Consider the following 25,821-nt stretch of genomic DNA (forward strand, 5'->3'; position numbering starts at 1 on the left):
AGTATAACTAACCCGTAAAACATGAAAAAGACCGTTTTTCCTTTTTTTTTAATACTACTTTGTGTGCTAAGTGTTCATTCACAAGTACAGAGTCCTTCAGAATTTTTACCCAATTATGGAAAACAAATAACCTACTACCATCAAGTTGAAAATTACTTCAAACAGCTTACTGAAAAGTCTACTTTTATCAAACAGCAGAAGTATGGCGTAACACCGGAACAAAGAGATCTGAACGTGTATTTTATTTCAAGTCCGGAGAATTTAGCTAATTTGGAACAAATACGAAATAATAATTTAGCAGCCATTGGCTTATCCGAAACTAAATCCCAGCTGATTGGTGATAAGCTAATCGTATGGTTGAGTTTCAATGTTCACGGAAATGAATTTGCAGGAACGGAAAGCGCCATGACAGTAGCTTATGAATTGATAAATCCTTCGAATCTAGCAACCAAAAAGTGGTTAGAGAATACAATTGTAATCCTTGATCCGTGTATCAATCCTGATGGATATTCAAGATACGGAAATTGGTTAAGGGAAATTTCAGGAAAAAAAATGCATCCGGAATTATCAGACAGAGAACACATGGAAGCATGGCCAGGAGGTAGGTACAATCATTATATGTTTGATTTAAATAGAGATTGGGCGTGGCAAACCCAGCCTGAAACCCAACAGCGTATTATATTGTACAATCAATGGATGCCACAAGTGCATACAGATGTGCATGAAATGGGATACGATTCTCCGTATTTTTTTCCACCATCTGCGGAACCTTTGCACGAGTACATTGAGAAGTACCAAAAAGATTTTCATTACACTTTAGGTAAAAATATTTCAAAAAAGTTTGATGCTCAAAACTGGATGTACAATACTGGAGAACGCTTTGATTTGTTTTATCCAAGTTATGGTGATACATATCCTACTTACAATGGAGCGGTAGGAATGACATTAGAACAAGGAGGAATAGGCGCTGGGAGAGCAGTTACGATGAGTAATGGTATCAATTTGACGATACAGGATCGATTAACCCATCACGCAACGGCAGTTTTGACGGTTGTAGAATCGGCATCAGCTCAAGCAGAGGTTTTACTCAAAGGATTCAGAGGTTTTATGAATAATTCCCGAAAAACAGTGAAGGGAAAGTATAAAATGTATGTAATGAAAAGCAATCCGAAGTTAGTTCAAATGGCGGATTTGTTGAAAAAAAATAATGTAGCGTTCAGTTATGCCGATGCCAGTCAAAAAGCATCGGGATTCAATTACAACACAAAGGCAGAAAATGGTTTTACGATTGAACCGAATGATTTGATTGTAAAAGTAGACCAACAAAAAGCCGTTTTTGCCCAAGTGCTTTTTGAACCGAATCAAAAACTAAATGATAGTTTATCGTATGACATTACTTCATGGGCTTTGCCTTTAGCGTATGGCGTAGAAGGATATGCATTGAAGAATAGTTTAGACATCAAAACAAAAGCATCAATCGAAGCGAAAGAAAAAGTAATTCCTCAAAATGTATATGCATTTCATATTCCGTGGAATAACAGAATTTCAGCCCAGGTTTTGTCTTTGTTGCATCAAAATAATATAAAGGTGCGATCAGCAATGAAGAAAGCTGTTTTTGGGGATGTAACTGTTGAACCTGGTGGTTTGTTAGTGACCAAAGCAGATAATCCTAAAGTGGTGGATTTTGAAAAAACGATTAGTGAACTGGTAAAAGTAAAAACTGATTACAGTTATATAGCTACAGGTTTTTCTTCTAATTCTAAAGATGTTGGCGGTGAAAATTTCAGTTTATTGAAAGCACCTAAGGTCGTTTTGTTATCTGGAAAAGGTGTTGGTTCTACAGAGTTTGGTGCCGCTTGGTATTTCATGGAAGAAACTATAGGATACCCCATAAGCGTAGTCGAAGTGAATAATTTTAATAGACTAAACCTATTCAATTACAACACGATTATTTTAGCGGATGGGTATTATGATTTAAATGAAGACCAGCAAAAGAAAATAGGAGAATGGATTAAGAATGGAGGAAAAGTGATTGCAATGAATAGTGCGCTTACTCTTTTTGAAGCTAAAGAGGGCTACGCACTGAGTCCTTTTGCTACTGAGGAAGATAAAATTAGTTCTGAAAAAGAAGCTGAAGAAGAGGAATTGAAAGAGCGCTTCTTAGATTTTCAAGATTCAGAGCGTAGGTATATCTCTAAATCGATTCCGGGAGCTATTATTGAAAATCTTCTTAATAAAACCCACCCAATGTCTTTTGGTTTAGGCGATAAATATTTTAGCCTAAAAACGGATGACAGGCATTATTCGCTATTGAAGAAAGCCACGAATGTTGTATATGTTCCTAAAGATTATAAGAGTTATGGTTTTGTGGGTAATGAAATCAAAAAGAAACTGAATAACACAGTAAGTTTTGCAGTAGAAAAAAAAGGGAATGGTTCTGTAATTTACATGGTTGATAATCCTTTATTTAGAGGTTTCTGGGAAAACGGAAATTTGTTATTTAGTAATGCTTTGTTCTTAGTAAACTAAAGAGTGAACTACTTAATACAAAAGAGCACGATATTGATCGTGCTCTTTTGTATTAAAATTGTATTATGATTAAAAAGGATATCCAATAGCTAAATTAAAAATTAAATTTTCTCTGCGCCAAGGTCCGCTTCCAAAATCAATTTTATCCAAAACCCAACGATTACCCTCCGGCAAATATGGTTTGCGTAATGGGAAGGCCAGATCCGTCCTTAAGATTAAAAAAGAGAAATCGAAACGCAATCCGGCTCCAGCACCAACAGCAATTTCGTTTAGGAATTTTTTAGTTAATTTTGCACCTGGTTTTTCGGCATTTTCTTTCATCAACCAGATGTTTCCAGCATCTATAAACAAAGCGCCTTTGACTAATCCGTAAATTTTTGCTCGGTACTCCGTATTGAATTCTAATTTAAAATCACCGGATTGATCAGGCAAAAAAGAGCTCGTATTAGTAGCAGCACCATCAAAACTTCCTGGACCTAATGATCGCGCTCTAAAGGCCCGTAAACTATTGGTTCCACCTATAAAAAACTGCTTAATAAAGGGCAACTCTGCTGAATTGCCATAAGCAAATCCAGCGCCTACGATTATGCGACTGGCCAGCTGGGAATCAGGGCTTAATTTTAAATAATGCCTAAAATCATTTTCTATTTTGACAAATTGGCTAAAGGGAACATCAAAAAATTTAATAGTATCTCCTTTTTGGATATTTGCCCCTGAAACTAATCCTGCAATATTTCCTGCTAAATCAATTGTACCTTTATAGTAAAAGGTGTTTTTCTTTCTTAGTTGTAAAGTATTGGTATACGTATAGGAATAAGTTGGTCCGAAAATCAATTGTTTTTCAATTACTTTTCCTAAAGACTCATTTGCTAGAATTTGTTCTTGGTATAATGGAGTGACATTTTGTGGACTAGCATACGTAATCTCAGTAACATTCAATAAATGTTCCTTTCGCTCATTTTCTTTCCATAAATAGCCAAAAGACCCTTTAAAGGTTTGCAAGGAATACAATTTGGTTCTGTTTTGAAATTCATATCCCAATGTTGCTTTCGTTTTGGGCACAAAGCCACTAGGAGAATTTAGCTTAAAAGGGGCAAGAAATCGCGGCCAAACTAAATTAGCTTCGGTACCAAATCTATAAACATTAAATCCATTGTTTTGTCCGGAAACTTGTACTTCAACACCCCCAAAAGCAGAGATAGTAAGCAATTCAGCACCTCTAAAAGTATTTCTGTTACTCCAGTTTAAATTGAGTTCAGTTCCTGTATAATTAGCTGAATTTGTTTTGGCCAATACCTCCAATCGAATTGATTTTTTTGGTAATGGAGTTAGGTAATAATAAGCATCGAGGTAATTTCCGGTAGTATCCGAAACTCTAAATTGATTTTTTACGAATTTGAAAGTTCCAAGATTTACTAATCTATTTAAGGATAGATTATGATTAGTACGGTTGTATAAATCTTCTTTTTTGAAATACAATGCCCGATCAAAAATCCGGGGCTTAAATAAGTTTTCCTGATCGATGATGGTTAAATCATTGTATTTTTTGATAGAATCCATATTGTTTTTCACACTATCGATACCAACGGAGTAGTTGGGATACACAATAATTTTATTGATTTTGAATGGGGTCTCTGCTAATTGTGGGGTTTCGTCTTTTACTTTTACAATAAGATCTACTTGATGATCAGCAACAGTTGTATCTACTTGAACTTTAAGATAATCAGGGTTGAAATAGAAAAAACCTTTTTCTTTTAATCTGGAATCAATACGAACTCTTTCTTCTTTAATGACATCAAGGCTATACCCTTCGTCTTTCTTTAACAGAGTTCTGCGTCTGGTATTGCGAACAGCTGTAGCGATCACCGAAGAATCCTTGGGGAACTTCACTTCTCTAATTTTATATTGTTTTGCGGGGTTTACCAGATATGTAGCGCTCGCTTTTTTACCTTTTCGTGTTGAGTCAGCTGCTGTTTTAGCGTTGAAGTAGCCACTGTTTTCTGAAAAATTTTGTAAAACACTTTTGTTGTATTCTAAGTCAACTTGACTATATAAAACGGGAGGTTCACCTACTTTGTTTTTCAACCAGTAGCGCCATCCTTTATCTTTTTTTGGTGTTCCCGCTAAATTATAAATATACAATTTTGGTTTCAACCCCAAAAAAGAGGAGTTGGGTTTGGGCCTCACAATATCTTCCAACTTATTTTTTAATGCTTTATTTTCTTTCTTGGTGGTTTTTTTTCCTTCTACTTTTATTTTTGCACCTGTATATAGTAGCTCCCCTTCGGGCAAAAATCGGGTATTACTGCACGAGGAAACAAACATTCCTAAAAAAAGAAAATAGAGTGCAAGAGTCTTAGTCATCAATTTTAGTATTTATTAAAAATTAGACTATTGAGAAATTATGGCTCATTAGAAAAAATTAATTCCTAAATTTTCTTAAATGCTCAACAGTTCAAAAACTTTTATTTATTTATCACAAAAATAGTTAAAACTATGCACTTTGATACATTTCGTTAGAAGCTTCTAAAGTGAATATTTCAAATATGGATTTCTAAAGTGAAAATGGACTTACAGAATCAAGATTGGTCTTTACCATAGTTTGGGTTACAATATATAAATGTGTATTTTTAAGCAATGATATTAAAATTCAACACAAAGTTATTTTTATGTAAATATTAGAAGTGTAATTGACTAAAATATTAACCGAGTATTCCAAAAAGACTATGTCTACCTTAATTATCTTCAAATTTTTATTATAATATATATTGCAGTGAAAATAAATATCATTTATAGGAATTAGATATTCGTTAATAGTTTATCAATCCTCAATGATTATATTTTCTATTTTTCGTGTGATTTGTCTTAAACAAAGGTTATTTTTTTATAAGTTTTAACCACTTCAGTAGTGCTGTTCGTTTCTTCATCGGGAAAGGCTTCGAGGCATAAAATAAATTAATCATAATTCATTAAATTTATTTTTTATAAAGGTATTACAAATAAATGATTTTTTATTGAGATAAAAATTTAGAAATGGAGGCACTTCGCGCAGCGGGGATTTTATGGTATTTTAGTTTTAATGGTAAGTTTATAAAATTGTACAAATTTCTCTGACTTCGTGCAATTTTTAGTAGCTGTTTTAAATTATTTGCGTCATAAAAGTCTCTGACTTTTGAATACTTTTTTAGAAGAACACTTTGCAGAGCGGGGGCGGGAACCTTATAGCACTGGATATAATTTTTTAATAATACAATCTGAAATCGAGTAGTTTACAAAGCGCATAATGTTTTTTATATAATTCTTCTACAATTTCGACGAGATCATCTTGTTCTTGACACAAGCTAAAGAAAGCTTTATCGATGGGACCACTGGTTAAGTTATGAAATGCCGCTCCATAACCCGAAATAGCACGCGCTCCTGTAATATCTAAAAAATACTGCGCTTCATCCGGACTTAAATCTAAAACTTTTGAATTGGCAAAATGCAAAATTTTTCCAGTCATTTTCCCTTCAAAGAGTTCGGCAATTTCTTCTAAGCTATAATAATACTCATTGAGGCAAATATTGTTTCCTTCACCTTGCATGACTAAGTAGATGATTTCATAATCCTTAAAATTATGGTCTTCATAGAGCAAGGCATTTAAACTTTCGTCTAATCCTTCTATAGTATCACACGTTTTATAAATGCTTGTAATACCTTGTTCAAAGGCTAAATTTTCTAAGTTTCTGACCACTTCAGTAGTGGTGTTCGTTTCTACATCGGTAACGGCTTCGAGGCAGAAAATAAATTGATCATAATCCATGAAATTTACTTTTTATAGAGTTATTACAAATAAATGATTTTTTATTGAAAAAAAATCGGAAATGGCGACATTACGGGGAGTTGGCACGAATGCGTAACACGATAACGTTTGTACTCTTCTAAGATCTTAAAAGATTTTCGAGCAATTAAATTCGATATTAAATTATTGAATAATAGACATATAGTATTAATGAAAAAATTGAAAGAATTAGAAGAATAAAGGTTATTATTTCGAATATTTTTAAATTTCCTGGGTCTAAATGGCTAATTTGAACATCCTCTTTTTTATCTGAATCTAAATATTCATTTAATTGTTTTTGGCGAACCTTAATTTCTTCACGATATTTTTTAGTCTCATAAAATAAACATATTGACAAGAAAAGTATTCCAAAAGCAATTAAGGTTATTGTTACCAAGAAAAAGACTTTTGAGTTCTGATTTGGTAGAGTTTCGGGTTTCAAACCAATTAATAAACCTAAAAAGCCAATTGAAATTGTCGCTAAATGTCTTAAAAATGAAAAATAGGATTCAGTTTCTTTTTTTTCGGTATTTATAATATTATTTAAATGATTTTTTATATTTTCATCAATCATAGTTTTCGCTTTATTATAAAGTAAACAACAACTTGTATAACCTAACAATAAAATGACTTCAATCCAACCAATATAAGGTGTCTTTGTGAGATAAAATGGCTTTTTGTTATTTTATAAATATAAATAAATTATTGCAAATAATTTAATGTTTTTATAAAGTGTAACCAAAAAAAACGGCGTTTAAATGGATTTTAAACGCCGTTTTGATATTATATGAAAGAAGTAGTTTATCGAATCGCTTTTACAAACTCTTCAATTTTCCCAGTACCATTTTCGGTTAAATGCTGAATGAAGGCACTCCCTATAATCGCTCCTTTGGCAAATTGCACAGCTTGGTTAAACGTTTCCTTGTTGTTGATTCCAAAACCAATTACTTGCGGATTTTTTAAATTCATGTCGGCAATGCGTTTGAAATATTCCTCTTGAGCACTTCCAAAACCAGTTTGTGATCCTGTAACACTTGCTGAACTTACCATATAAATAAATCCATCAGATACGCTGTCAATAAAATGGATGCGCTCGTCAGACGTTTGTGGCGTAATCAAGAATATATTTTTCAATCCGTATTTCTCGAAAGTTTCCTTGTATTCATCGGCATAGACAGCAACGGGAAGATCAGGAATGATTAATCCGTCGATGCCTATTTCGGCACATTTTTGGCAGAAATTCTCTATTCCATATTGTAACATTGGGTTGAAATAGCCCATAATCACTAGAGGAATAGAAACCGTTTTGCGAATGTCTTTTAATTGGTCAAACAACACTTGTGTTGTCATACCGTTGTGCAAGGCTTGAGTTGAACTCGCTTGAATGGTTGGTCCATCCGCTAATGGATCGCTAAACGGCAAACCTATTTCAATCATATCTACGCCGCTTTTCTCTAAATCCTGAATGATTTGAACTGTGTCGGTTAAATTAGGGTATCCTGCCGAAAAATAGATAGAAAGTATCTTTTTAGTTTCTTGTAATTTTTGATTTATTCTGTTCATTGTTTTATTTTTTGTCTTAACAGATTTTTAAAAGCTGTTAGGTGTATGTTTTTATATTTACAATTATTAATTTTCCATATAAATCCATGCCACAATTCCGGAGTTCAATGTTATTTGAACTCTTTTATACGCATTAGATTCGAATTGATCTGCTTTAGTCAGATCTTCACTGGAAACAGTAAAAACAATACCATTTATTTGATCCGAAGGATTTTCGCTTGGTGTTGCTACAAAATAATCTGCCATTCCAAATTCTTCTTCTATTTTTAGATCTTTTAGTTTATAGCCTTTGAGTTGGTCTAGTGTTCCAGTCAATAGCTTCTTAAAAACCTGTATTTGAATTTTTTTAGACTGTAATGTTCCGTAAGAGAATATATGTTCCATAATACTATTTTTTCTCGTTATTTATTGCGTTAGGGATAGGAACGGCATCCTTTTTTGTGGTTTTTTCTACCACAAAAAAGATATAGTGTACAGCCCGACCCGATTTTTTTTGGGGAGGGTAACGCCCAAATTATTCTTCTGTTATAATTTAAAATAATCGATATACGTATTCAAATCTTTGTCACCACGACCAGAAAGATTAATGACTACAATATCCTCTGGTTTGAATTTCATTTCGTCTAAAACGGCAAAGGCATGTGCACTTTCGATAGCAGGAATCAGTCCTTCCATTTGGGATAATTTTAATCCCCATTGCATGGCTTGATCATCCGTAATGGAGATGAATTGCGCTCTACCAGTAGCGAATAAATTAGCGTGCATAGGGCCTACGCCCGGATAATCCAGTCCTGCCGAAATAGAATAGGGCTCGGTGATTTGTCCATCAGGAGTTTGCATCAATAAGGTTTTACTACCGTGAATAACGCCTACTTTTCCCAAGGCTGATGTAGCGGCACTTTCGCCTGAATTGACTCCTAAACCTGCTGCTTCGACTGCAATAATATGTACGTCTTCGTTGTCCAGAAAATGATAATAGGTACCAGCAGCATTACTACCACCACCCACACAAGCAATCAGATAATCAGGGTTTTCGCGACCTTCTTTTTCTAATAATTGTTCTTTGATTTCTTTAGAAATAACACTTTGGAAACGCGCCACCATATCCGGATAAGGATGTGGTCCCACGACAGAGCCAATGATATAATAGGTATCTACAGGATTGTTAATCCAGTCGCGAATGGCTTCGTTTGTGGCATCTTTTAATGTTTTTGATCCGGAGAGCGCAGGACGTACTTCGGCACCAAGCATTTTCATTCGAGCCACATTTGGCGCTTGACGTTTTATATCAATTTCACCCATGTAGACAATACATTCCAATCCCATTAATGCGCACACAGTTGCGGTTGCTACGCCATGTTGTCCAGCGCCGGTTTCGGCAATGATTCGTTTTTTACCCAAACGCTGAGCCAGTAAAATTTGTCCGATTGTGTTGTTAATCTTGTGTGCACCAGTATGACATAAATCTTCTCTTTTTAAGTAGATTTTTGTATTGTATTGTTCGGATAGCCGTTTGGCAAAATAAAGTGGCGTAGGGCGACCTACATATTCTTTGAGCAAAGCGTCAAATTCAGCTTGAAATTCGGGCTCCGCTGTAATTTTTAAATAATTTTGACGTAATTCTTCCACATTTGGATATAGCATTTCAGGAATGAAGGCGCCTCCAAATTCTCCGTAATAGCCTTTTTCGTTGACGTTGTATGACATAATTTTATTTTTTTATTTTGTTATCTGTAGAGACGCACATTGTAGAGACGCACTGGAGTGCGTCTCTACATAATTGTATGTTTTTTAAACCAGGTTCTATCTCAAATTTACTATTTACATCAATAGCGTAAAGCGGTAAATTGGTTTTTAAAATTTCATTTACAGCACCCATTTCATTAATTCCGATTCCGCCACTTAGGAAAAACGGTTTGCTAGAAGGATACTTTTCTAATACTTTCCAATCGAATGCAATTCCGTTTCCACCTGGTAATTTTCCTTTGGTATCAAAAAGAAAATAATCACAAACTGTTTCAAAGGGTTTCAGTACTTCAAAATCAAAAGAATCATCAACAGAAAATACTTTTATAATTTCAATCTGAACTTGTTTCCCATTCTCATCTTTCAAAACTTGCTTTAAATCCTGACAAAATTCAACTGATTCCTGTCCGTGCAATTGAACGGCTTGCAAATCGTATTTTTGAACTTTCGCCAAAATAACGTCGGTACTTTCATTAACAAAAACCCCTACTTTCTTGATTGATTTTGGTAAATCTGGAATGCTATCTTCAAAATATCGAGCTGATTTTCCCCAAAAAATAAAGCCCATATAATCGGGTAGGAGCGAACCTACTTCGAGTATATTATCGGGATATTTCATACCGCAGATTTTTATCCCAACCCTATCCCTTACCGAAGGAGAGGGAGCCGAAGTGTCTTGATTATCTGTTTTTTTTTTCATTTCCAGGTTTTTTTAAGTTCAATCTTTTTAAGGTTTTGAATCCTAAAAGAGTCATTTTACAGTTGACTGATAAATTCGGTTGCAGCTTTACCGGCATTGTCGGTTTTCATGAAGTTTTCTCCAATTAAAAACCCTTTATATCCGTAAGGCTTTAATTCATTTATCGCTTCAATAGAGGATATCCCACTTTCGGAAATTTTCACAAAATCATTTGGTATTTGCGCTGCCAATTGCTTGCTGAAATCTAAACTCACTTCGAATGTTTTTAGGTTTCTATTGTTCACACCAATCATATCTAAGGTAGGCATAATTGATTTTTCCAGTTCTTCTTGGTTGTGCACTTCCAGTAAAACTTCCAATTCTAAACTTTTAGCAAATTCGGATAAGGATTTAATTTCCTCTCTCGTTAAAACCGCAGCAATAAGCAAAATTAAATCGGCTCCGTAAGCTTTGGCTTCCAAGATTTGGTATTCATCAACGATAAATTCTTTTCGTAATAATGGAATGTTGACTGTGGCTCTTGCCAAAAGTAAATCGTCTAAGGAGCCACCAAAGTATTTCCCATCCGTTAATACCGAAATTCCACAAGCACCTGCATTTTCATATCCTTTAGTTACTTCTTCCACCGTAAAACTGTAATTTATCTCTGCTTTGGAAGGCGAACGACGTTTGTGTTCCGCAATAATTCCGGAGGTGCTGTTTCTTAAATTATCGCTCAAAGAAATAGTTTTTTTTCCAAAGAAAACGGAAGCCTCCAATTGCGAAACGGGAATGATGGTTTTCTTGAGAATGACTTCTCTTTTTTTGTCAACTATTATTTTATTTAAAATATTCATTATTAGCTGTTTAGTATTTTATTTGTTTGACGTTTAAAGTTGCTCATCGTTTGTAATAATCCATTTGCACAACTTTAAACCTTAACCTTTAAACTATTTTATTTACTCAATTCTTGTAATTTTTTCAAAGCTACAAGTCCTTTACCAGATAATAAACTTTCTTTTGCTATTTGAAACCCTTCTAAAGGAGAACATTTTGTAACGGTTGCAATAGCCATGGCCGCATTGGCACAAACCACATTGTTTTGCGCTTCGGTTCCTTTTCCAGAAATGATATCCGTAAATAGTTGCGCTGATTCTTCGATGGTGTTGCCACCTTGAATTTCGCTTTGCAACAAAAGACGAACACCAAAATCTTCTGGGGTTAAAATTCCTTCCATTGTAGGAGTAATCGTTTTTGTAGGCCCGGTTAATGAAACTTCGTCATACCCGTCAAGCGAATGTAAAATGGTAAAATTGACATCAGTATTCTGATATAGGTAAGCATACATTCGGGCTAGTTCCAAATTAAACACTCCTACTAATTGATTTTTAGGAAACGATGGATTTACCATGGGACCCAGCATATTGAAGAATGTTTTAACCGCCAATTCTTTTCGAATAGGTCCTACGTTTTTCATCGCTGGATGAAATAATGGAGCGTGTAGGATACAAATTCCTGCTTTATCAATACTTTTTTCTAAGAAATCAGAATCATTACTGAATTTAATGCCTAATTTCTCCATTACGTTACTTGAACCTGAAATAGACGAAACACCATAATTCCCATGTTTTGCCACTTTAATTCCTGCACCCGCTGCCACAAAAGAAGCCAAGGTTGAAATATTAAACGTGTCTTTTCCGTCACCACCTGTACCGCACAAATCGATGGTATCATAAGCAGATAAATCTACACGAATACACAGTTGTAACAAAGCTTCCCGAAAGCCGGCAAGTTCATCAATACTTACACTTCGCATCATGTAAACGGTCAGAAAAGAAGCAATCTGACTGGTGTTATAACTCCCGTGAGAGATATTTACCAATACGTTTTTAGCTTCTTCTTGCGAAAGTATTTCGTGATTTATCAGTCTGTTTAATATGTTTTTCATTTTTATATATGTCTTAAAGTTGAAAGTCTTAAAGTCTTAAAGTCTTTCGACATTATGACATTTGACATTATGACTAATTTTTCACCCAATTCTCTAATATCTTTTTCCCATTAGGAGTCAAAACACTTTCCGGATGAAATTGTACACCGCGTACATCATACATTTTGTGACGCAAGGACATTACTTGTCCATTTTCGTCAAATGAAGTGGCTTCCAGCACATCTGGTAAATTAGTGTCCACCACCCAAGAATGGTACCGTCCTACTTCAAATTCGTTTCCTAATCCTTCGAATAAAAGTTCATCATCAACCACAGTTTTTACCATAGTTGCAACGCCATGGTATACTTTGTCCAAGTTGGATAGCGTTCCCCCGTAAACTTCGCCTATTGCTTGCTGGCCTAAGCAAACGCCAAAGATACTTTTTGTAGGTCCGTATTTTTTAATGACTTCTTTCAACAATCCTGCTTCATCAGGAATTCCAGGCCCTGGAGACAGAAGGATTTTATCAAAAACTGCAATTTCATCAATATCAAATTCATCGTTTCGATACACGGTTACTTCGCAATCTAAATCTTCGAGATAATGCACCAAATTATAAGTGAAACTATCGTAATTGTCTATGACTAGTATTTTTTTCATGTTTTATTATTGAAAAATTGAAAGATTTAAAGGTTGAAAAATTCTTGTGTTTTAGCAATCTTTAAATTCTTAAATTATTGAATCTTTAAATTATTTTATATTGTTTCGGCTAAATCTAATGCTTTATTCAGCGCTAATAATTTATTGTATACCTCCTGCATTTCGCTTTCTTCGTCTGAACTGGCTACGATGCCGGCTCCGGCTTGGGAATGCAATTGATGATTTTTACTTAGGAACGTCCGAATCATAATAGCATGGTTAAAATTGCCTTCAAAATCCATGAAACCAATAGCTCCACCATAAAAATTTCGATTGGTTTTTTCGTATTCTTCAATTAATTGCATGGCTCTGTGTTTGGGAGCACCACTCAAGGTACCTGCAGGGAAAGTATCCGCTACTACTTGCATGGTTGTAGCATTCTCATGTAAATGCCCCGTTACTTTTGAGACTAAGTGAATGACATGGGAGAAAAATTGTACTTCACGGTACTTTTCTACCTTGACGTTGTGACCGTTTCTGCTTAAATCATTTCGAGCTAAGTCTACTAGCATTACATGCTCACTGTTTTCTTTTTTATCTTCGGATAATTGTTTGGCGAGAACGGCATCTTTCTCGTCATCACCAGTTCTTTTAAAAGTTCCAGCAATAGGATGAATTTCTGCTTTACGGTCTTTCACAATGATTTGAGCTTCCGGTGAAGAACCAAATATTTTGAAATCACCATAATCAAAAAAGAATAAATAGGGAGAAGGATTAATGCTTCGCAATGCTCTGTATACATTAAACTCATCGCCTTTAAAACCTTGGGTAAATCGTCGGGACAAAACTAATTGGAACACATCACCTCTAAAGCAATGTTTTTTTGCTAAAGTCACATTGTGTTTGAATTCCTCGTCGGTTAGATTTGAAAATCCGGCTCCTTCTTTCGAAAATTTATAAGAAGTAATATTTCTAGATTGTAATAATTGTTCGATTTCTGAAATGTTGTTCCTTCCGTCTAAGCTATGGCAAAAAATATAGGCTTCATTCTTGAAATGATTGATAGCAATTATGTTTTGATACACTGCATAATACACATCGGGAATGGTATTGCTATTTTCTTTTTTGGCAATAACCACTTTTTCAAAATAACGTACGGCATCGTAAGCTATATATCCAAAAAGCCCATTATTAATGAATTTAAAATTATTTTTCTCGGATTTAAACTGACCCGAAAATTCTTGAATTACTTCTGGAATATTGGTATTGGCATCGATTAATATTTTTTCAAAACCCCCATCAGGAAAGGTCTTGTAGATAATTTCATTTTCTATTTTTATAGAGGCAATTGGATTACAACAGATGTACGAAAAACTATTATCATTGCCGTGATAATCACTACTTTCTAATAATAAGCTATTGGGGAATTTATCACGAATTTTGAGATAGACACTTACTGGAGTAATAGTATCTGCGAGGATTTGCTTGTAATTTGTATTTAGTATAAAAGGTTTCAATTTATATGTTTTTAGTGTTGTGTGATAGAGATAAAACAGGCATAAAAAAAAGGCCTGTCGTGATGACAAGCCTTTCAAATTTATAGTTTAATAATACTATAGGAAGCTTAGTTCACGACGACTGACGTAAATTGTTCCACCACCAAGTATTGTTTATTTTTGATTTCATGATTTATTTTATTGCAACAAATATATAAATGTAATTTGATTATTCAATATCATTGTGCGTTAAAAAACATTAAAATTCAATAATTTTTGTTAAATAAATTTTAGTCGTGATTTTTATTAAAAAAACAAAACCCTAACGATATGTTAGGGTTTAATTATGGGATTTTAAATGAAATTTAGAATTTCAATGCAACCGCTAATTCAAATTCATCAGAAATAGCTTTGTCTCCTAAGTTGTCAAAGAAACTTCCAGAACCATATTTAATATCGTACTTTGTTCTGTCTATTTTTAATTTAGTTGCTGCGGTAGTTGCAGTTGTAGCAAGATCAAAAGTAATAGGATTTGTTTTTCCTTTAATAGTTAAATCTCCGGTTACAGTATAAATATTTGCAGATTTTAAAATTGCTTTTTTGAAAATCAAAGTAGCTGTTGAAAATTTATCTGTTCCAAAAAAATCATCAGCCTTCAAGTGGCCCTCCAATTTTTCTTTACCTTGACCAGCTTTTAAGTCTGTAACGATTATAGAAGTCATGTCTACATTAAATGTACCACCTACTAATTTTTTTCCTTTAAAAACTAAGGCACCATCTTTTAGGTTGATTGTTCCTTCATGTTGTCCCGTTACTTTTTTCCCAGTCCAGTTGATAGTACTTTTTGCAGTATCTACTTTTTTTGTTTGAGCGGTTACTGATAAGGTAGATAAAACCACTACTAATGCGAATGCGATTGATTTAAAATTTTTCATGTTTTTGAGTGTTTGAATTTGATTAATAATTAAAGAGTGATGAATAATTCTTCGTTTGATTTCCTAACTTTTTTGTAATGTTGCGTTGCATCCTCATCGTGTCTGTATCCCAGAGTTGCGATTAATGTTGCGTTCAATCCTAACTTATCCAGACCCAATATTTCATTTACTTGAGCAGGGACAAATCCCTCCATTGGTGTAGCGTCAATTTTTAGATCAGCGGCAGCATTTAATAAATTTCCTAAAGCCAAGTAAGTTTGTTTTGCTGTCCAGATATTTCTAGCTTCTTCAGGAAGAGATGTTATGTTTGTTGTCATAAAATCTTTGTATCCTTGCATGCTTTCTAAAGAAATTTGTCTGGTTTGGCTTGTATTGATAAAATAATTATCGATTCCATTTTTACCAAAGTCTATTTCATTTGCAAAAACAATTAGGTGTGAAGCTTCTATAATTTGTGATTGTCCCCAGGCAGAAGGTTGAATTTTAGCTCTTAATTCGGGGTTTTCAACTATAATAACTTTATAAGGTTGTAATCCAAAGGAGGACGAACTCAAACGAATCGCTTCCTTTAATATGTTTAAATCTTCAGCTGTTATTTTTTTAGTGATATCAAACTTTTTTGTTGCATATCTCCAATTTTGATTTTCTAAGAAAGTATTCATGTTGTATTTACTATTTATTGGTTTCTGTATTTTTCTAATAATTGATTTAATTGAACTATTTCCTCTGCACTCAAATTTTTTGAAAAGAATTCCTCATGCGATATAACCTTTGGGTCTAATTCTTTCAAAACATTCAATCCTTTAGGCGTTATCGATACTTCAATTTTACGACGGTTATCAGGACAAACTTTACGAGTGACTAGTTCTTTTAATAATAACTTATCTACTAATCGAGTCGTATTGCTCGTTCTGGCTAACATTCGTTCTTGAATTACGGACATGTTTGCCGGATTTCCTTTTTGGCCTCGTAATATTCTAAGTACATTATATTGTTCTCCAGATATTTCATGAGGTTTTAATAATTCATTAAAATTTTCTGTAATTACATTTTGTGTATACAAAACATTTAGAATAATTTTTTTAGAATTATCCATTGTTACAGTTGATTTTAAAATGTCTTCAATTTTCATATTTGTATATATGTAATTTGTTGGTACAAATGTAACGTTTTTTATAGTTGTATATACAAGTGTAGGTTATTTTTTTGTTAAAATAATTTTAAGATACTGTAAAATGATTTGATTTTGTTTTTTTATGTGTTTTAACTCTTGTAAATCAAATGTTTGACTAATTTTGAATCTCAAAATTAAATTATTGTGAGGGTTGCTCGTGTTGGTTTAAAAATTTATTTATTTTTAAAGTATACTCAAAACTTGTACCAAAACACGATGAAGCAAAAAGTGTATGTATGGCGAGTGTCTGATTTTGTTAAATTGTATGGCTTTCCACAAATGGTTTAATCTGATTGCAGTAATTAGAGTTCAAGTGTTTAAATATTTTAAAAAGTAAATTATCAAGAGTTGGAATCTGTTTTTACCATCAAGTAAGCGTTGGTAGAGTCTGATAAGTTTAGGATTTAGACTAACTACCCATTGCTCTTATTTCATAAGTAATTTAGTTTTAATCATCAACTACTTTTTTTAACTTTTATTCAAAACTTATGGATTATATTCAAATACTCGGTTTGATAGCAGCTACATTAACAACTGGTGCTAATTTCCCACAGACCTACAAAATTATAAAAACAAAATCAACAAAAGACATTTCTAAAGTTACTTATGTGATGCTTTTTTGTGGAGGAATGATGTGGCTTATATATGGGATTTTACAAAATGACATTCCTATTATCATTGCAAATGGCATTTCAGGCGCAATATGTGGAATTATTCTTATCCTTAAATTTTCTTCAAAAAAAGTACTCGAAAATTTGGATAAAAAAATCTAGTGTTCTGTAATACAGTGTAGTGTGGTTTGTTTAAATCGTGATTTTATAAATTTTAAATAAGATTATGTAAAAATTTTATCTTTAAAAGTGTAAATTTATAATGATTTAAAAAAGTGTTACAAAAACTAATAAATTATTACAATGAAAAACACGAAAACAAAATTAAATGATTCTGAAAATCAGAAACTACAGGATTTAGCTATTGACAAGTCCGATGCAGCGAATCAGTTTATGACCACTGATCAAGGACTTAAAATTAACGATGATACTAATTCTCTAAAAGCTGGCGAACGTGGTCCATCATTACTGGAGGATTTTATTTTAAGAGAAAAAATCACCCATTTTGACCACGAAAGAATTCCAGAAAGAATTGTACATGCGCGTGGTTCTGCCGCGCATGGTTATTTTCAGGTTTATGAATCTATGGAAAAATATACCAAAGCAGGATTCTTGCAGAATCCACATATTAAAACGCCTGTATTTACACGGTTTTCTACTGTTGCTGGATCAAGAGGATCAACGGATCTGGCACGAGATATTAGAGGATTCTCAGTAAAATTTTATACCGAGGAAGGAAATTATGATTTAGTGGGGAATAACGTGCCAGTTTTTTTTATTCAAGATGCGATTAAATTTCCAGATTTGATTCATGCAGTAAAGCCTGAGCCCAATAATGAAATGCCACAAGCAGCATCGGCACACGATACTTTTTGGGATTTTATTTCCTTAATGCCAGAAACGATGCATACTATAATGTGGGTTATGTCAGACAGGGCCATTCCTAGAAGTTTAAGAATGATGGAAGGTTTTGGAGTTCATACTTTTCGGTTTGTAAATGCTAAAAATGAATCTCATTTTGTGAAGTTCCACTGGAAACCAAAACTAGGAACACATGCTGTAGTTTGGGATGAAGCACAAAAAATATCAGGAAAAAATTCTGATTTTCACCGTCAGGATTTATGGGAAGCCATTGAGAACGGGCAATTTCCGGAATGGGAGTTAGGAGTGCAAATTATTCCAGAAGCAGATGAACACAAATATGAATTTGATTTATTAGATCCTACTAAAATTGTTCCTGAGGAATTAGTTCCTGTAACATTAATAGGAAAAATGATCTTAAACCGAAATCCAGATAATTTTTTTGCTGAAACAGAGCAAGTTGCTTTTCATCCAGGCCATATTGTTCCAGGAATTGATTTTACTAATGATCCCTTATTGCAAGGACGATTATTCTCTTACACTGATACACAATTATCCCGTTTAGGAAGCCCAAATTTTCATGAAATACCAATCAATAGAACCATTGCACCAATGTATAATAATCAGCGTGATGGACACATGCGTCAGGAAATCAATGTAGGTAGGGTTAGTTATCACCCAAATTCTCTTGGTGGAGGCTGTCCTTTTCAAGCAAAAATTGAAGAAGGTGGATTTACCAGTTTTAACGAAAGGATTGATGCTCAAAAAGTGCGTGACCGAAGCGAAAGTTTTTCAGATCATTTTAGTCAAGCTACATTATTCTTTAATAGTCAAACCCAAACTGAAAAAAATCATATTATAAATGCTTTACGTTTTGAATTAGGGAAATTAGAAACTGTAGCAATTCAAATCCGTATGTTGGGATTATTATCTCAAATAGATTTAGGATTAGCGACAAAAGTAGCTGAAGGTCTAGGAATGAAAGTACCCAAAAGTCCAGAAAAGCCAATGAATCATGGCGTTGGTGCTAATGCCGATAAACAGAAGTATGAACCTAAAAAAGTAATTCAAAGTGTGGCAGCTTCGGATGCATTGAGTATGCTTAAAAACAAAACAGTATCCAAAACGATTGTGACACGACAGGTGGCATTTTTATGTTCAGAAGGAACTGATAGGGCTTCGATCAATGCCTTGAAAGCTGCTTTAGAGAAAGAAGGTGCAAGCATGAAAATTATAGCGCCACATTTAGGAACGATAAAAGCAAATGACGGAAGCGAAATAAAAGTAGATCAAAGTTTTCTAATTGCTTCATCTGTTTTGTTTGATGCTGTATATATTCCTGGAGGAAAAAACACTGCTTTCCTGAGTTCAAAGCCTGAAGCAATTGAGTTTATTAATGAAGCCTATAAACATTGTAAAGTTATTGGTGCTGATGAAGCCGAGATATTTACTAAAACGAATGTTAAAGATGTGTTAGATACTAAAGATAGTAAAGATGGAATTATTTTGAATGGAAGTAAAGAAGATAAAAATTTCACAAAATCTTTTATAAACGCTATGGAGCAACATCGTTTTTGGGATCGAGAAGCAGCACTTTAGTGGCACGGGTTTTATTTTAAAAAAACTCCCATAAACATTAAAAATCGAAATTTTAATTTCAATTTTTAATATTTATGGGAGTTTAAATATGTACTTATTCAAAACTGGTTTTGCTCCTGTTTAATTATGAATTTTTACTATTTAATATTTTTAACAGTATTTAATTTATCGAAATGATAATACAGCCAAATTTTACCTATAAACGGAACTAATTAAAAGTAACCGATTGTCAAATATTAAATTTTTAAAATGATTGTAGAACATTGTTTTTAGAAATAAACGGAATGATATTATGGTTATTCGATAGTAAGACTTTTTCAGATTTTATAAGTATAAATTGTTATATTTAAAAATAATTTGAATTTAACGAATATGCACAAATCAAAACCATCCTATGACGATCTACTAAGTATCCTAAAAGATCGTGAGATAGAAATTAATAGATTATTAAAAAAAGAACAGTCTATTAATAATTTTGAATTTTACTTAAATGAATCTCAAGATTTAGTGTGCACGATTGGAAGTGATGGCTTTTTAAAAGAACTTAATTCTGCGTTTTGTACAATATTAGGTTACACAAAAGAAGAATTACTATCTAATCCTGTTTTGTCCTTTATTCATCCTGATGACAAGGATAAAACAAGTAAAGAATTAGAATTATTATCTCTTGGCGGTTCTATAATAAATTTTGAAAATAGATTTATAAAAAAAAATATAGCAATTGCTACTATTCAGTGGACTATAACAGCATCTCCGTCAAGAGAAGTTGTCTATGCCATTGGTAGAGATCTTACTGAAAAGAGAGACATTGAAAAAAAAGTCAAAGCTCAGGAAATAGTTGAAACTAATTATAAGATGAAGCTTATACAAGAGGAAAGTAATTTGAAATTTAAAAATTATATCAAAAATGCTCCTGATGGGGTTTTTGTTATGGATCAGGATAGGAATTACATAGAAGTAAACGAGGCAGCGATTAGATTAACAGGATATTCTGAACAAGAACTTTTAGGGATGAAATTTGGAGATTTATCCTTAAAAGATAAAGTAGCTGATGCTTTAAATTTTTTTGAGGTATTAATAGCTACAGGAGTAATTCGGGGCGAAATAAAAATCAGGAATAAAAGCGGAGCCGAAATACATTGCTTTATAGATGTGGTAAAACTTTCTGAAAATAGATTTCTGGGTTTCGTGAAAGATATTACCCAACGTAAAAATGCAGAAGCAAAAATTGAAAAAAGCGAAAAACAATTTCGTGCCTTAGTCGAAAACAATGATGGTGTAATAACTGTTGTTGATAAGGATTTAAATGTAATATTTCGAAGTCCTTCTTCGGCTCGAGTTACTGGATATACTGATGATGAGTATGATGAAATTATGGATGTAGATTATTTTCATCCAGACCATTTAGAGTATGTTAGACAAATGGTACAAAAAGCATTAGATAATCCAGGCTTGCCAATAGCGGTTATTTTTCAGGTTAAACATAAAGAAGGAAATTATATATGGTTGCAAGGAATGCTCAATAACATGATTCATGACGATAGTGTTGGAGGTATAATTGCCAATTTAAAAGATGTAACAGAAAATAGAAAAGTAAATGAAACGCTTTTAAATGAAAAGAATAAGTTTGCTAAAATTGCAGCTACCGCACCGGGATTAATTTATTCGATGCGTCAGAATAAAGATGGTTCTTTATGCTATCCTTATGCGAGTAATGCTATTGAGGGAATTTATGGATTTTCTTTTAGCGAAATAGAATACAATCCCAATGCCATTTTTTCGCTCATTCATCCAGATGATTTAGATTTTGTAACACAAAGTATAATTGCAACTAAAACACGATTAGTGCCTCTAGTGTGTGAATACAGATATTTTCATCCTACTAAAGGCTTAGTATGGCACAATGTAAATTCGTTACCAGTTGTGGAACCGGAAGGAACTGTAATTTGTCATGGAATTGTAACGGATATTACTGAACGTATTAAAGCGGATCAAAAACTCATTAAAGCGAACAGACTGCATCTATTTATAAGTCAAATTAATCAGATGATTGTTCGAACCACTGATGAAAAAAACCTTTTTTATGAGGCTTGTAAAATAGCCGTAAAATTAGGTAAGTTTGAAATGGCTTGGATAGGAATGATTGATGAAAATACTAAAAAAATAATTCCTGTAACTATTGCTGGAGAAAATAGCGATTATTTAACTTTTATCAAAAGCATTTCAGTTGCGGATATTCAAGAGAACCGTGATTCAGTTGGTGTTGCAATTATAAAGGGTAAATATTTTATTTGCAATGATATTGAGAATGATTTAACGATGCAGCCTTGGAAAGAGGAAGCTTTATGTAAAGGATATCTGTCTGGGATGGTATTACCTATAAAAAAATTCGGAAAAGTAATTGGAAGCTTTTCCTTTTATGCTAAAGAAAAAAACTTTTTTGATGCTGAAGAAATCGCTTTATTAGAAGAGGCTACAGGCGATGTCGCTTTTGCGCTAGAGGTTTTTGAGAAAGAGACTTTGCGGAAGAAAGCCGAAGAAGCAGTTATTGAAAGTGAATCACGCTACCACATGCTTACTGAAGTATCACCTGTGGGTATTTTTCGAACAGATGCAAATGGATTTACTACTTATGTTAACCCGTTTTGGTGTCAAATTTCAGGCTTGTCATTTCAAGAGGCAATAGGAAATGGCTGGTTAAGAGGTGTTCATGAAGAAGATAAAAGCTCACTATTCAGAGGGTGGGAGAATGCTACAAATAATGAACAGAATTCGTTATCTGAATATCGATTTGTGCGTAAGGACGGTTCTATTGCATGGGTGATGGGACAAGCTTTGCCTGAGAAAAACATAAAAAATGAAATTGTAGGGTATATAGGTACCATAACTGATATTACACAACGCAAAAATGCTGAAACAATAATTCTGAGAGAAAAAAAACTTTCGGAATCCTTAATTAATAATCTTCCTGGTATTTTTTATCTGTACGACGAAAAGGGGAAATTTTTGAAATGGAATAAGAATTTTGAAGATGTCACGGGGTACAGTAAAACGGAAATTGCAAAAATGAATCCTATTGATTTTTATTTATCAGATGGTGAAGAAGGTTTAGGTGAAAAAATAAAAAAAGTATTAGATAAAAACACATCAGGTGTTGAGGTAGAGTTGGTTATAAAAAACAAAACTAAAGTTTCTTATTACATTAACTCTCACGTAATTGAGTATGAAGGAAAAATGTGTTTGTTGGGAATGGGAATAAATCTTACTGAAATAAAGAAGGCAGAAGAAAAAATAAAAATCGCAAATGAACGCTATGAAATGATTTCGATGGCTACTAATGACGCTGTTTTTGAAGTCGATTTATTGACAGGACAAAGCTGGAATAATAAAGCATTTATTGATCTATTTGATTTTGGGAGTAGCGAGCCAAACGGAATTGAAAATACTACAATATGGCGATCAAAACTTCATCCGGATGACAAGGAAAGAGTAATAAAAAAATTAGAGGATTCGTATGTAGGATCTACAAATTTATGGTCCGATGAGTTTCGTTTTCAAAAGAGTGACGGAAGCTACGGTATCTTTTATGATAGGGGTTTTATAACAAGAGATGAATCTGGCAAGGCAATACGATTAAACGGAGCATTAACTGAAATCACGGAACTAAAGAATGTTAAGGAGCAACTAATTAATACTGAAGAAAAGTATCGCAGCCTCATAGAACAAGCATCCGATGCTATTTTTATCAATAACGCTAATGGAGATTTACTAGAAGTAAATGAAAGCGCTTGTGAAATGCTTGGCTATACTAAAGAGGAGCTTTGTACAAAAAATTTAATGGATTTATATACCAATGATAGGCTTAAATCGAGCCCAATTATTATTAAAGAATTACTTAGTGGCAAGCAAACATTAATTGAACGCAGCATGCTGCATCGCAATGGGACTTTGATTTCAGTTGAAATCACGGCTAAAATGATTACTGATGGGCGTATTGTTGCGATTGTTAGAGATGTAAGCAAACGAAAAAAATCCGAGGATGACTTCAAGAAAATGAATAAAAAACTAGAAGCTATACTCGGAGCCATACCAGACTTATTGTTTGAAGTTGATATTCAAGGTAGAATTTTTAACTACCATTCTCGTAGGGATGATTTATTAGCCCTACCTCCAGAAGTGTTTTTGGGAAAAACATTTACTGAAGTGCTACCTACTGATGTAGGAAATTTATGCCTATCCGCCATTCGAGAAGCTTCGGAAAAAGGATATTCAACTGGTAGACAATATTCATTACAGTTGGCAAGTGGTTTGCATTGGTTTGAACTTTCAATAGCACCAATGAAAGAAAGCGATGAGCATGAAATACATTTTATTTGCCTTTCAAGGGATATTACAGCAGCTAAACAATCGGACAATGCACTATTGAAAAGCGAGGAAAGATATCGCGGACTGTTAAACAATTTGGATGCAGGGATTATCGTCTATGCTCCGGATAAATCCATTATCGTAAATAATATTAAAGCGGGAGAATTATTGGGGCTAAGTGAAGAACAAATGAAAGGGAATGCATCCATTCATCCGGATTGGAATTTTTTAAATGAAGATAATTCCGTGATGTCTATTACTGAATATCCTGTAAACCAAATTTTTGCCCGTAAAGAACCTCTCAAAAATTTCACAATTGGTGTTAGTAGACCAATAACTGATGATATTGTTTGGCTCTTAATTAATGGTTTTCCAGAAATTGATTCTTCTGGAGAAATATATGAAATTGTAATTAGTTTTTTTGATATTACAGAACAAAAAGAGATGGAAATGGAGCTGGTTAAGGCCAAAGAGTTGGCTGAGGCAGCAAATAAAGCTAAAACTGATTTCCTTGCCAATATGAGTCATGAGATTAGAACACCACTCAATGGGATAATTGGTTTCACCCATTTGTTGATGAAATCAAATTTAAAAAAGGATCAATCCGCATATATGAAAACCGTCAATGAATCTGCAATGTCATTAATTGAAATTGTAAATGATGTGTTGGATTTCTCTAAAATTGAATCTGGAAAATTAGAGTTGAATATTGAAGAGACCAATCTCTTTAAATTAACGAATCAGGTTATTAATTTATTTAAACACCAAGCTAACCAGAAAGAAATAAACTTAATATTAGATATTGATACGAACACCCCACAATATGTTTTAGCGGATTCGGTTCGATTAAAACAAATATTAGTCAATCTATTGAGTAATGCGGTAAAGTTCACCAATTTTGGAGAAATTCGTCTCGATATCAACGAAATTAAATCGTTAGATAAAAAATGGGTAACCATTAAATTTTCAGTTAAAGATACTGGAATTGGAATAAAAACGGGTAATAATGAAAAAATATTCAATTCATTTGTTCAAGAAGATAATTCAACCAACCGAAAATTTGGTGGTACAGGATTAGGTTTGGCAATATCGAATCAGCTGTTGGATTTAATGGGAACCAAATTGCAATTAATAAGTAAATATGGAGATGGAAGTGATTTTTATTTTGTCATTAAATTTAAGAAAGCAAAACATAAAAAGAACAAAGATCTGTTGTCTTTAGAAATAGTTTCTGAAAATTCATTAATTCAGGATACTATTTTAATAAATAAGAAGGTTCTGATTGTAGAAGATAATAAAATCAATATGCTTTTAGCCAAAACGTTAGTCAAGAGAATTATATCGAATTGTACAATTATTGAAGCTATTGATGGAAATGAAGCAGTAGCACTTTATAAAAAAGAATTACCAGACATTATTTTAATGGATATTCAAATGCCAAATAAGAATGGTTATGAAGCCACAAACGAAATAAGGAAATGTAAGAATGCGGAACATATTCCTATAATTGCAATCACTGCCGGAATCATGGTTGGTGATAAAGAAAAATGTATCGAAGCAGGGATGAGTGATTATTTACCGAAACCCATTATTCAAAAAGATTTAGAAATGATGTTGCATAAGTGGTTGAATAAAGAGTGATTCCTCTAGTATTAACAAGTGTTTATTGATTTAAACACTTTTTTTATGCAAATTTTTGAAGGAGGTTACATATAATAGTTCTGTTTTTATGTGTTTTAGAAGTTGTTACACTTGTAATAATGTGTTTTTTTTATTAAATTTAACATGCGTTAATCTGTAATTTAGTTAAATATTTTGTTTTTCATAACATATTAGTCTTTTTGGACCTGAGAGTCTTTTTTTTTGCTTGTTAAAT

At 33.2% G+C, this 25,821-nt stretch carries 18 protein-coding genes; 4 read left to right on the forward strand and 14 right to left on the reverse strand.

Going from position 1 to position 25,821, the window contains the following annotated elements; translation table 11 throughout:
- Positions 1 to 21: 21 nt before the first annotated feature.
- Complete coding sequence (locus AC0608_RS06815; RefSeq protein WP_478288552.1) at positions 22 to 2,529, forward strand: M14 family zinc carboxypeptidase; 2,508 nt, start codon at positions 22 to 24, stop codon at positions 2,527 to 2,529.
- A 69-nt stretch (positions 2,530 to 2,598) separates the two neighbouring features.
- Here the strand turns inward: AC0608_RS06815 and tamL are convergent, their stop codons facing one another.
- The 14 genes from tamL to AC0608_RS06885 form a co-directional block, all read right to left on the reverse strand.
- Positions 2,599 to 4,893 carry a translocation and assembly module lipoprotein TamL gene (gene tamL / locus AC0608_RS06820; RefSeq protein ID WP_478288553.1) on the reverse strand — a complete coding sequence of 765 codons (2,295 nt, stop codon included), beginning with the start codon at positions 4,891 to 4,893 and terminating at the stop codon, positions 2,599 to 2,601.
- Between the two features lie 877 nt (positions 4,894 to 5,770).
- Complete coding sequence (locus tag AC0608_RS06825; protein ID WP_478288554.1) at positions 5,771 to 6,331, reverse strand: DUF6642 family protein; 561 nt, start codon at positions 6,329 to 6,331, stop codon at positions 5,771 to 5,773.
- Between the two features lie 157 nt (positions 6,332 to 6,488).
- A complete protein-coding gene (locus AC0608_RS06830) occupies positions 6,489 to 6,923 on the reverse strand; it encodes a hypothetical protein (RefSeq protein WP_478288555.1) in 435 nt (144 codons plus the stop codon).
- Between the two features lie 227 nt (positions 6,924 to 7,150).
- Positions 7,151 to 7,912: a tryptophan synthase subunit alpha gene (gene trpA, locus AC0608_RS06835; protein ID WP_478288556.1), complete on the reverse strand. Its 762-nt coding sequence runs from the start codon at positions 7,910 to 7,912 to the stop codon at positions 7,151 to 7,153.
- A gap of 66 nt (positions 7,913 to 7,978) precedes the next feature.
- Complete coding sequence (locus tag AC0608_RS06840; RefSeq protein ID WP_417959635.1) at positions 7,979 to 8,296, reverse strand: gamma-glutamylcyclotransferase family protein; 318 nt, start codon at positions 8,294 to 8,296, stop codon at positions 7,979 to 7,981.
- Positions 8,297 to 8,437: 141 nt separating this feature from the next.
- Positions 8,438 to 9,619 carry a tryptophan synthase subunit beta gene (gene trpB / locus AC0608_RS06845; protein WP_417959636.1) on the reverse strand — a complete coding sequence of 394 codons (1,182 nt, stop codon included), beginning with the start codon at positions 9,617 to 9,619 and terminating at the stop codon, positions 8,438 to 8,440.
- Positions 9,620 to 9,623: 4 nt separating this feature from the next.
- Positions 9,624 to 10,277, reverse strand: a complete 654-nt coding sequence (locus AC0608_RS06850; RefSeq protein ID WP_478288880.1) for a phosphoribosylanthranilate isomerase — start codon at positions 10,275 to 10,277, stop codon at positions 9,624 to 9,626.
- 137 nt (positions 10,278 to 10,414) lie between these two features.
- On the reverse strand, positions 10,415 to 11,194 hold the full coding sequence (trpC, locus tag AC0608_RS06855) for an indole-3-glycerol phosphate synthase TrpC (protein ID WP_478288557.1): 780 nt from the start codon (positions 11,192 to 11,194) through the stop codon (positions 10,415 to 10,417).
- A 98-nt stretch (positions 11,195 to 11,292) separates the two neighbouring features.
- Positions 11,293 to 12,285 (reverse strand): anthranilate phosphoribosyltransferase, encoded by a 993-nt coding sequence (trpD, locus tag AC0608_RS06860; RefSeq protein ID WP_417959638.1) that lies wholly within the window; start codon positions 12,283 to 12,285, stop codon positions 11,293 to 11,295.
- 73 nt (positions 12,286 to 12,358) lie between these two features.
- Positions 12,359 to 12,925 carry an anthranilate synthase component II gene (locus AC0608_RS06865; protein ID WP_417959639.1) on the reverse strand — a complete coding sequence of 189 codons (567 nt, stop codon included), beginning with the start codon at positions 12,923 to 12,925 and terminating at the stop codon, positions 12,359 to 12,361.
- 95 nt (positions 12,926 to 13,020) lie between these two features.
- Positions 13,021 to 14,421 (reverse strand): anthranilate synthase component I family protein, encoded by a 1,401-nt coding sequence (locus AC0608_RS06870; RefSeq protein ID WP_417959640.1) that lies wholly within the window; start codon positions 14,419 to 14,421, stop codon positions 13,021 to 13,023.
- Positions 14,422 to 14,765: 344 nt separating this feature from the next.
- Complete coding sequence (locus tag AC0608_RS06875; RefSeq protein ID WP_478288558.1) at positions 14,766 to 15,335, reverse strand: YceI family protein; 570 nt, start codon at positions 15,333 to 15,335, stop codon at positions 14,766 to 14,768.
- 29 nt (positions 15,336 to 15,364) lie between these two features.
- Entirely contained in the window at positions 15,365 to 15,997 is a 633-nt protein-coding gene (locus tag AC0608_RS06880; protein ID WP_417959642.1) for an NAD(P)H-dependent oxidoreductase, read from the reverse strand.
- A 14-nt stretch (positions 15,998 to 16,011) separates the two neighbouring features.
- The gene (locus AC0608_RS06885; RefSeq protein ID WP_417959643.1) at positions 16,012 to 16,467 is read right to left on the reverse strand and encodes a MarR family winged helix-turn-helix transcriptional regulator; all 456 of its coding nucleotides are present in this window, start codon (positions 16,465 to 16,467) and stop codon (positions 16,012 to 16,014) included.
- Between the two features lie 530 nt (positions 16,468 to 16,997).
- Between AC0608_RS06885 and AC0608_RS06890 the strand changes: the two genes are divergently transcribed.
- From AC0608_RS06890 to AC0608_RS06900, 3 genes are all read left to right on the forward strand, one after another.
- On the forward strand, positions 16,998 to 17,282 hold the full coding sequence (locus tag AC0608_RS06890; protein ID WP_417959644.1) for a SemiSWEET family sugar transporter: 285 nt from the start codon (positions 16,998 to 17,000) through the stop codon (positions 17,280 to 17,282).
- Between the two features lie 141 nt (positions 17,283 to 17,423).
- The gene (locus AC0608_RS06895; protein ID WP_478288559.1) at positions 17,424 to 19,580 is read left to right on the forward strand and encodes a catalase; all 2,157 of its coding nucleotides are present in this window, start codon (positions 17,424 to 17,426) and stop codon (positions 19,578 to 19,580) included.
- Positions 19,581 to 19,952: 372 nt separating this feature from the next.
- Complete coding sequence (locus AC0608_RS06900) at positions 19,953 to 25,586, forward strand: PAS domain S-box protein (protein WP_478288560.1); 5,634 nt, start codon at positions 19,953 to 19,955, stop codon at positions 25,584 to 25,586.
- The last annotated feature ends 235 nt before the right edge of the window (positions 25,587 to 25,821 follow it).

It is taken from the genome of Flavobacterium sp. GNP008, from assembly GCF_056428965.1.

What these genes read in the sequence shown, in the direction of transcription:
- AC0608_RS06815 (WP_478288552.1), top strand. Translation starts at nt 22, where the DNA reads ATGAAAAAGACCGTTTTTCCTTTTTTTTTAATACTACTTTGTGTGCTA.
- trpC (WP_478288557.1), bottom strand. Translation starts at nt 11,194, where the DNA reads ATGAATATTTTAAATAAAATAATAGTTGACAAAAAAAGAGAAGTCATT.
- trpA (WP_478288556.1), bottom strand. Translation starts at nt 7,912, where the DNA reads ATGAACAGAATAAATCAAAAATTACAAGAAACTAAAAAGATACTTTCT.
- AC0608_RS06890 (WP_417959644.1), top strand. Translation starts at nt 16,998, where the DNA reads ATGGATTATATTCAAATACTCGGTTTGATAGCAGCTACATTAACAACT.
- tamL (WP_478288553.1), bottom strand. Translation starts at nt 4,893, where the DNA reads ATGACTAAGACTCTTGCACTCTATTTTCTTTTTTTAGGAATGTTTGTT.
- trpD (WP_417959638.1), bottom strand. Translation starts at nt 12,285, where the DNA reads ATGAAAAACATATTAAACAGACTGATAAATCACGAAATACTTTCGCAA.
- AC0608_RS06885 (WP_417959643.1), bottom strand. Translation starts at nt 16,467, where the DNA reads ATGAAAATTGAAGACATTTTAAAATCAACTGTAACAATGGATAATTCT.
- AC0608_RS06895 (WP_478288559.1), top strand. Translation starts at nt 17,424, where the DNA reads ATGAAAAACACGAAAACAAAATTAAATGATTCTGAAAATCAGAAACTA.
- AC0608_RS06850 (WP_478288880.1), bottom strand. Translation starts at nt 10,277, where the DNA reads ATGAAATATCCCGATAATATACTCGAAGTAGGTTCGCTCCTACCCGAT.
- AC0608_RS06865 (WP_417959639.1), bottom strand. Translation starts at nt 12,925, where the DNA reads ATGAAAAAAATACTAGTCATAGACAATTACGATAGTTTCACTTATAAT.
- AC0608_RS06825 (WP_478288554.1), bottom strand. Translation starts at nt 6,331, where the DNA reads ATGGATTATGATCAATTTATTTTCTGCCTCGAAGCCGTTACCGATGTA.
- AC0608_RS06840 (WP_417959635.1), bottom strand. Translation starts at nt 8,296, where the DNA reads ATGGAACATATATTCTCTTACGGAACATTACAGTCTAAAAAAATTCAA.
- AC0608_RS06880 (WP_417959642.1), bottom strand. Translation starts at nt 15,997, where the DNA reads ATGAATACTTTCTTAGAAAATCAAAATTGGAGATATGCAACAAAAAAG.
- AC0608_RS06875 (WP_478288558.1), bottom strand. Translation starts at nt 15,335, where the DNA reads ATGAAAAATTTTAAATCAATCGCATTCGCATTAGTAGTGGTTTTATCT.
- AC0608_RS06900 (WP_478288560.1), top strand. Translation starts at nt 19,953, where the DNA reads ATGCACAAATCAAAACCATCCTATGACGATCTACTAAGTATCCTAAAA.
- trpB (WP_417959636.1), bottom strand. Translation starts at nt 9,619, where the DNA reads ATGTCATACAACGTCAACGAAAAAGGCTATTACGGAGAATTTGGAGGC.
- AC0608_RS06830 (WP_478288555.1), bottom strand. Translation starts at nt 6,923, where the DNA reads ATGATTGATGAAAATATAAAAAATCATTTAAATAATATTATAAATACC.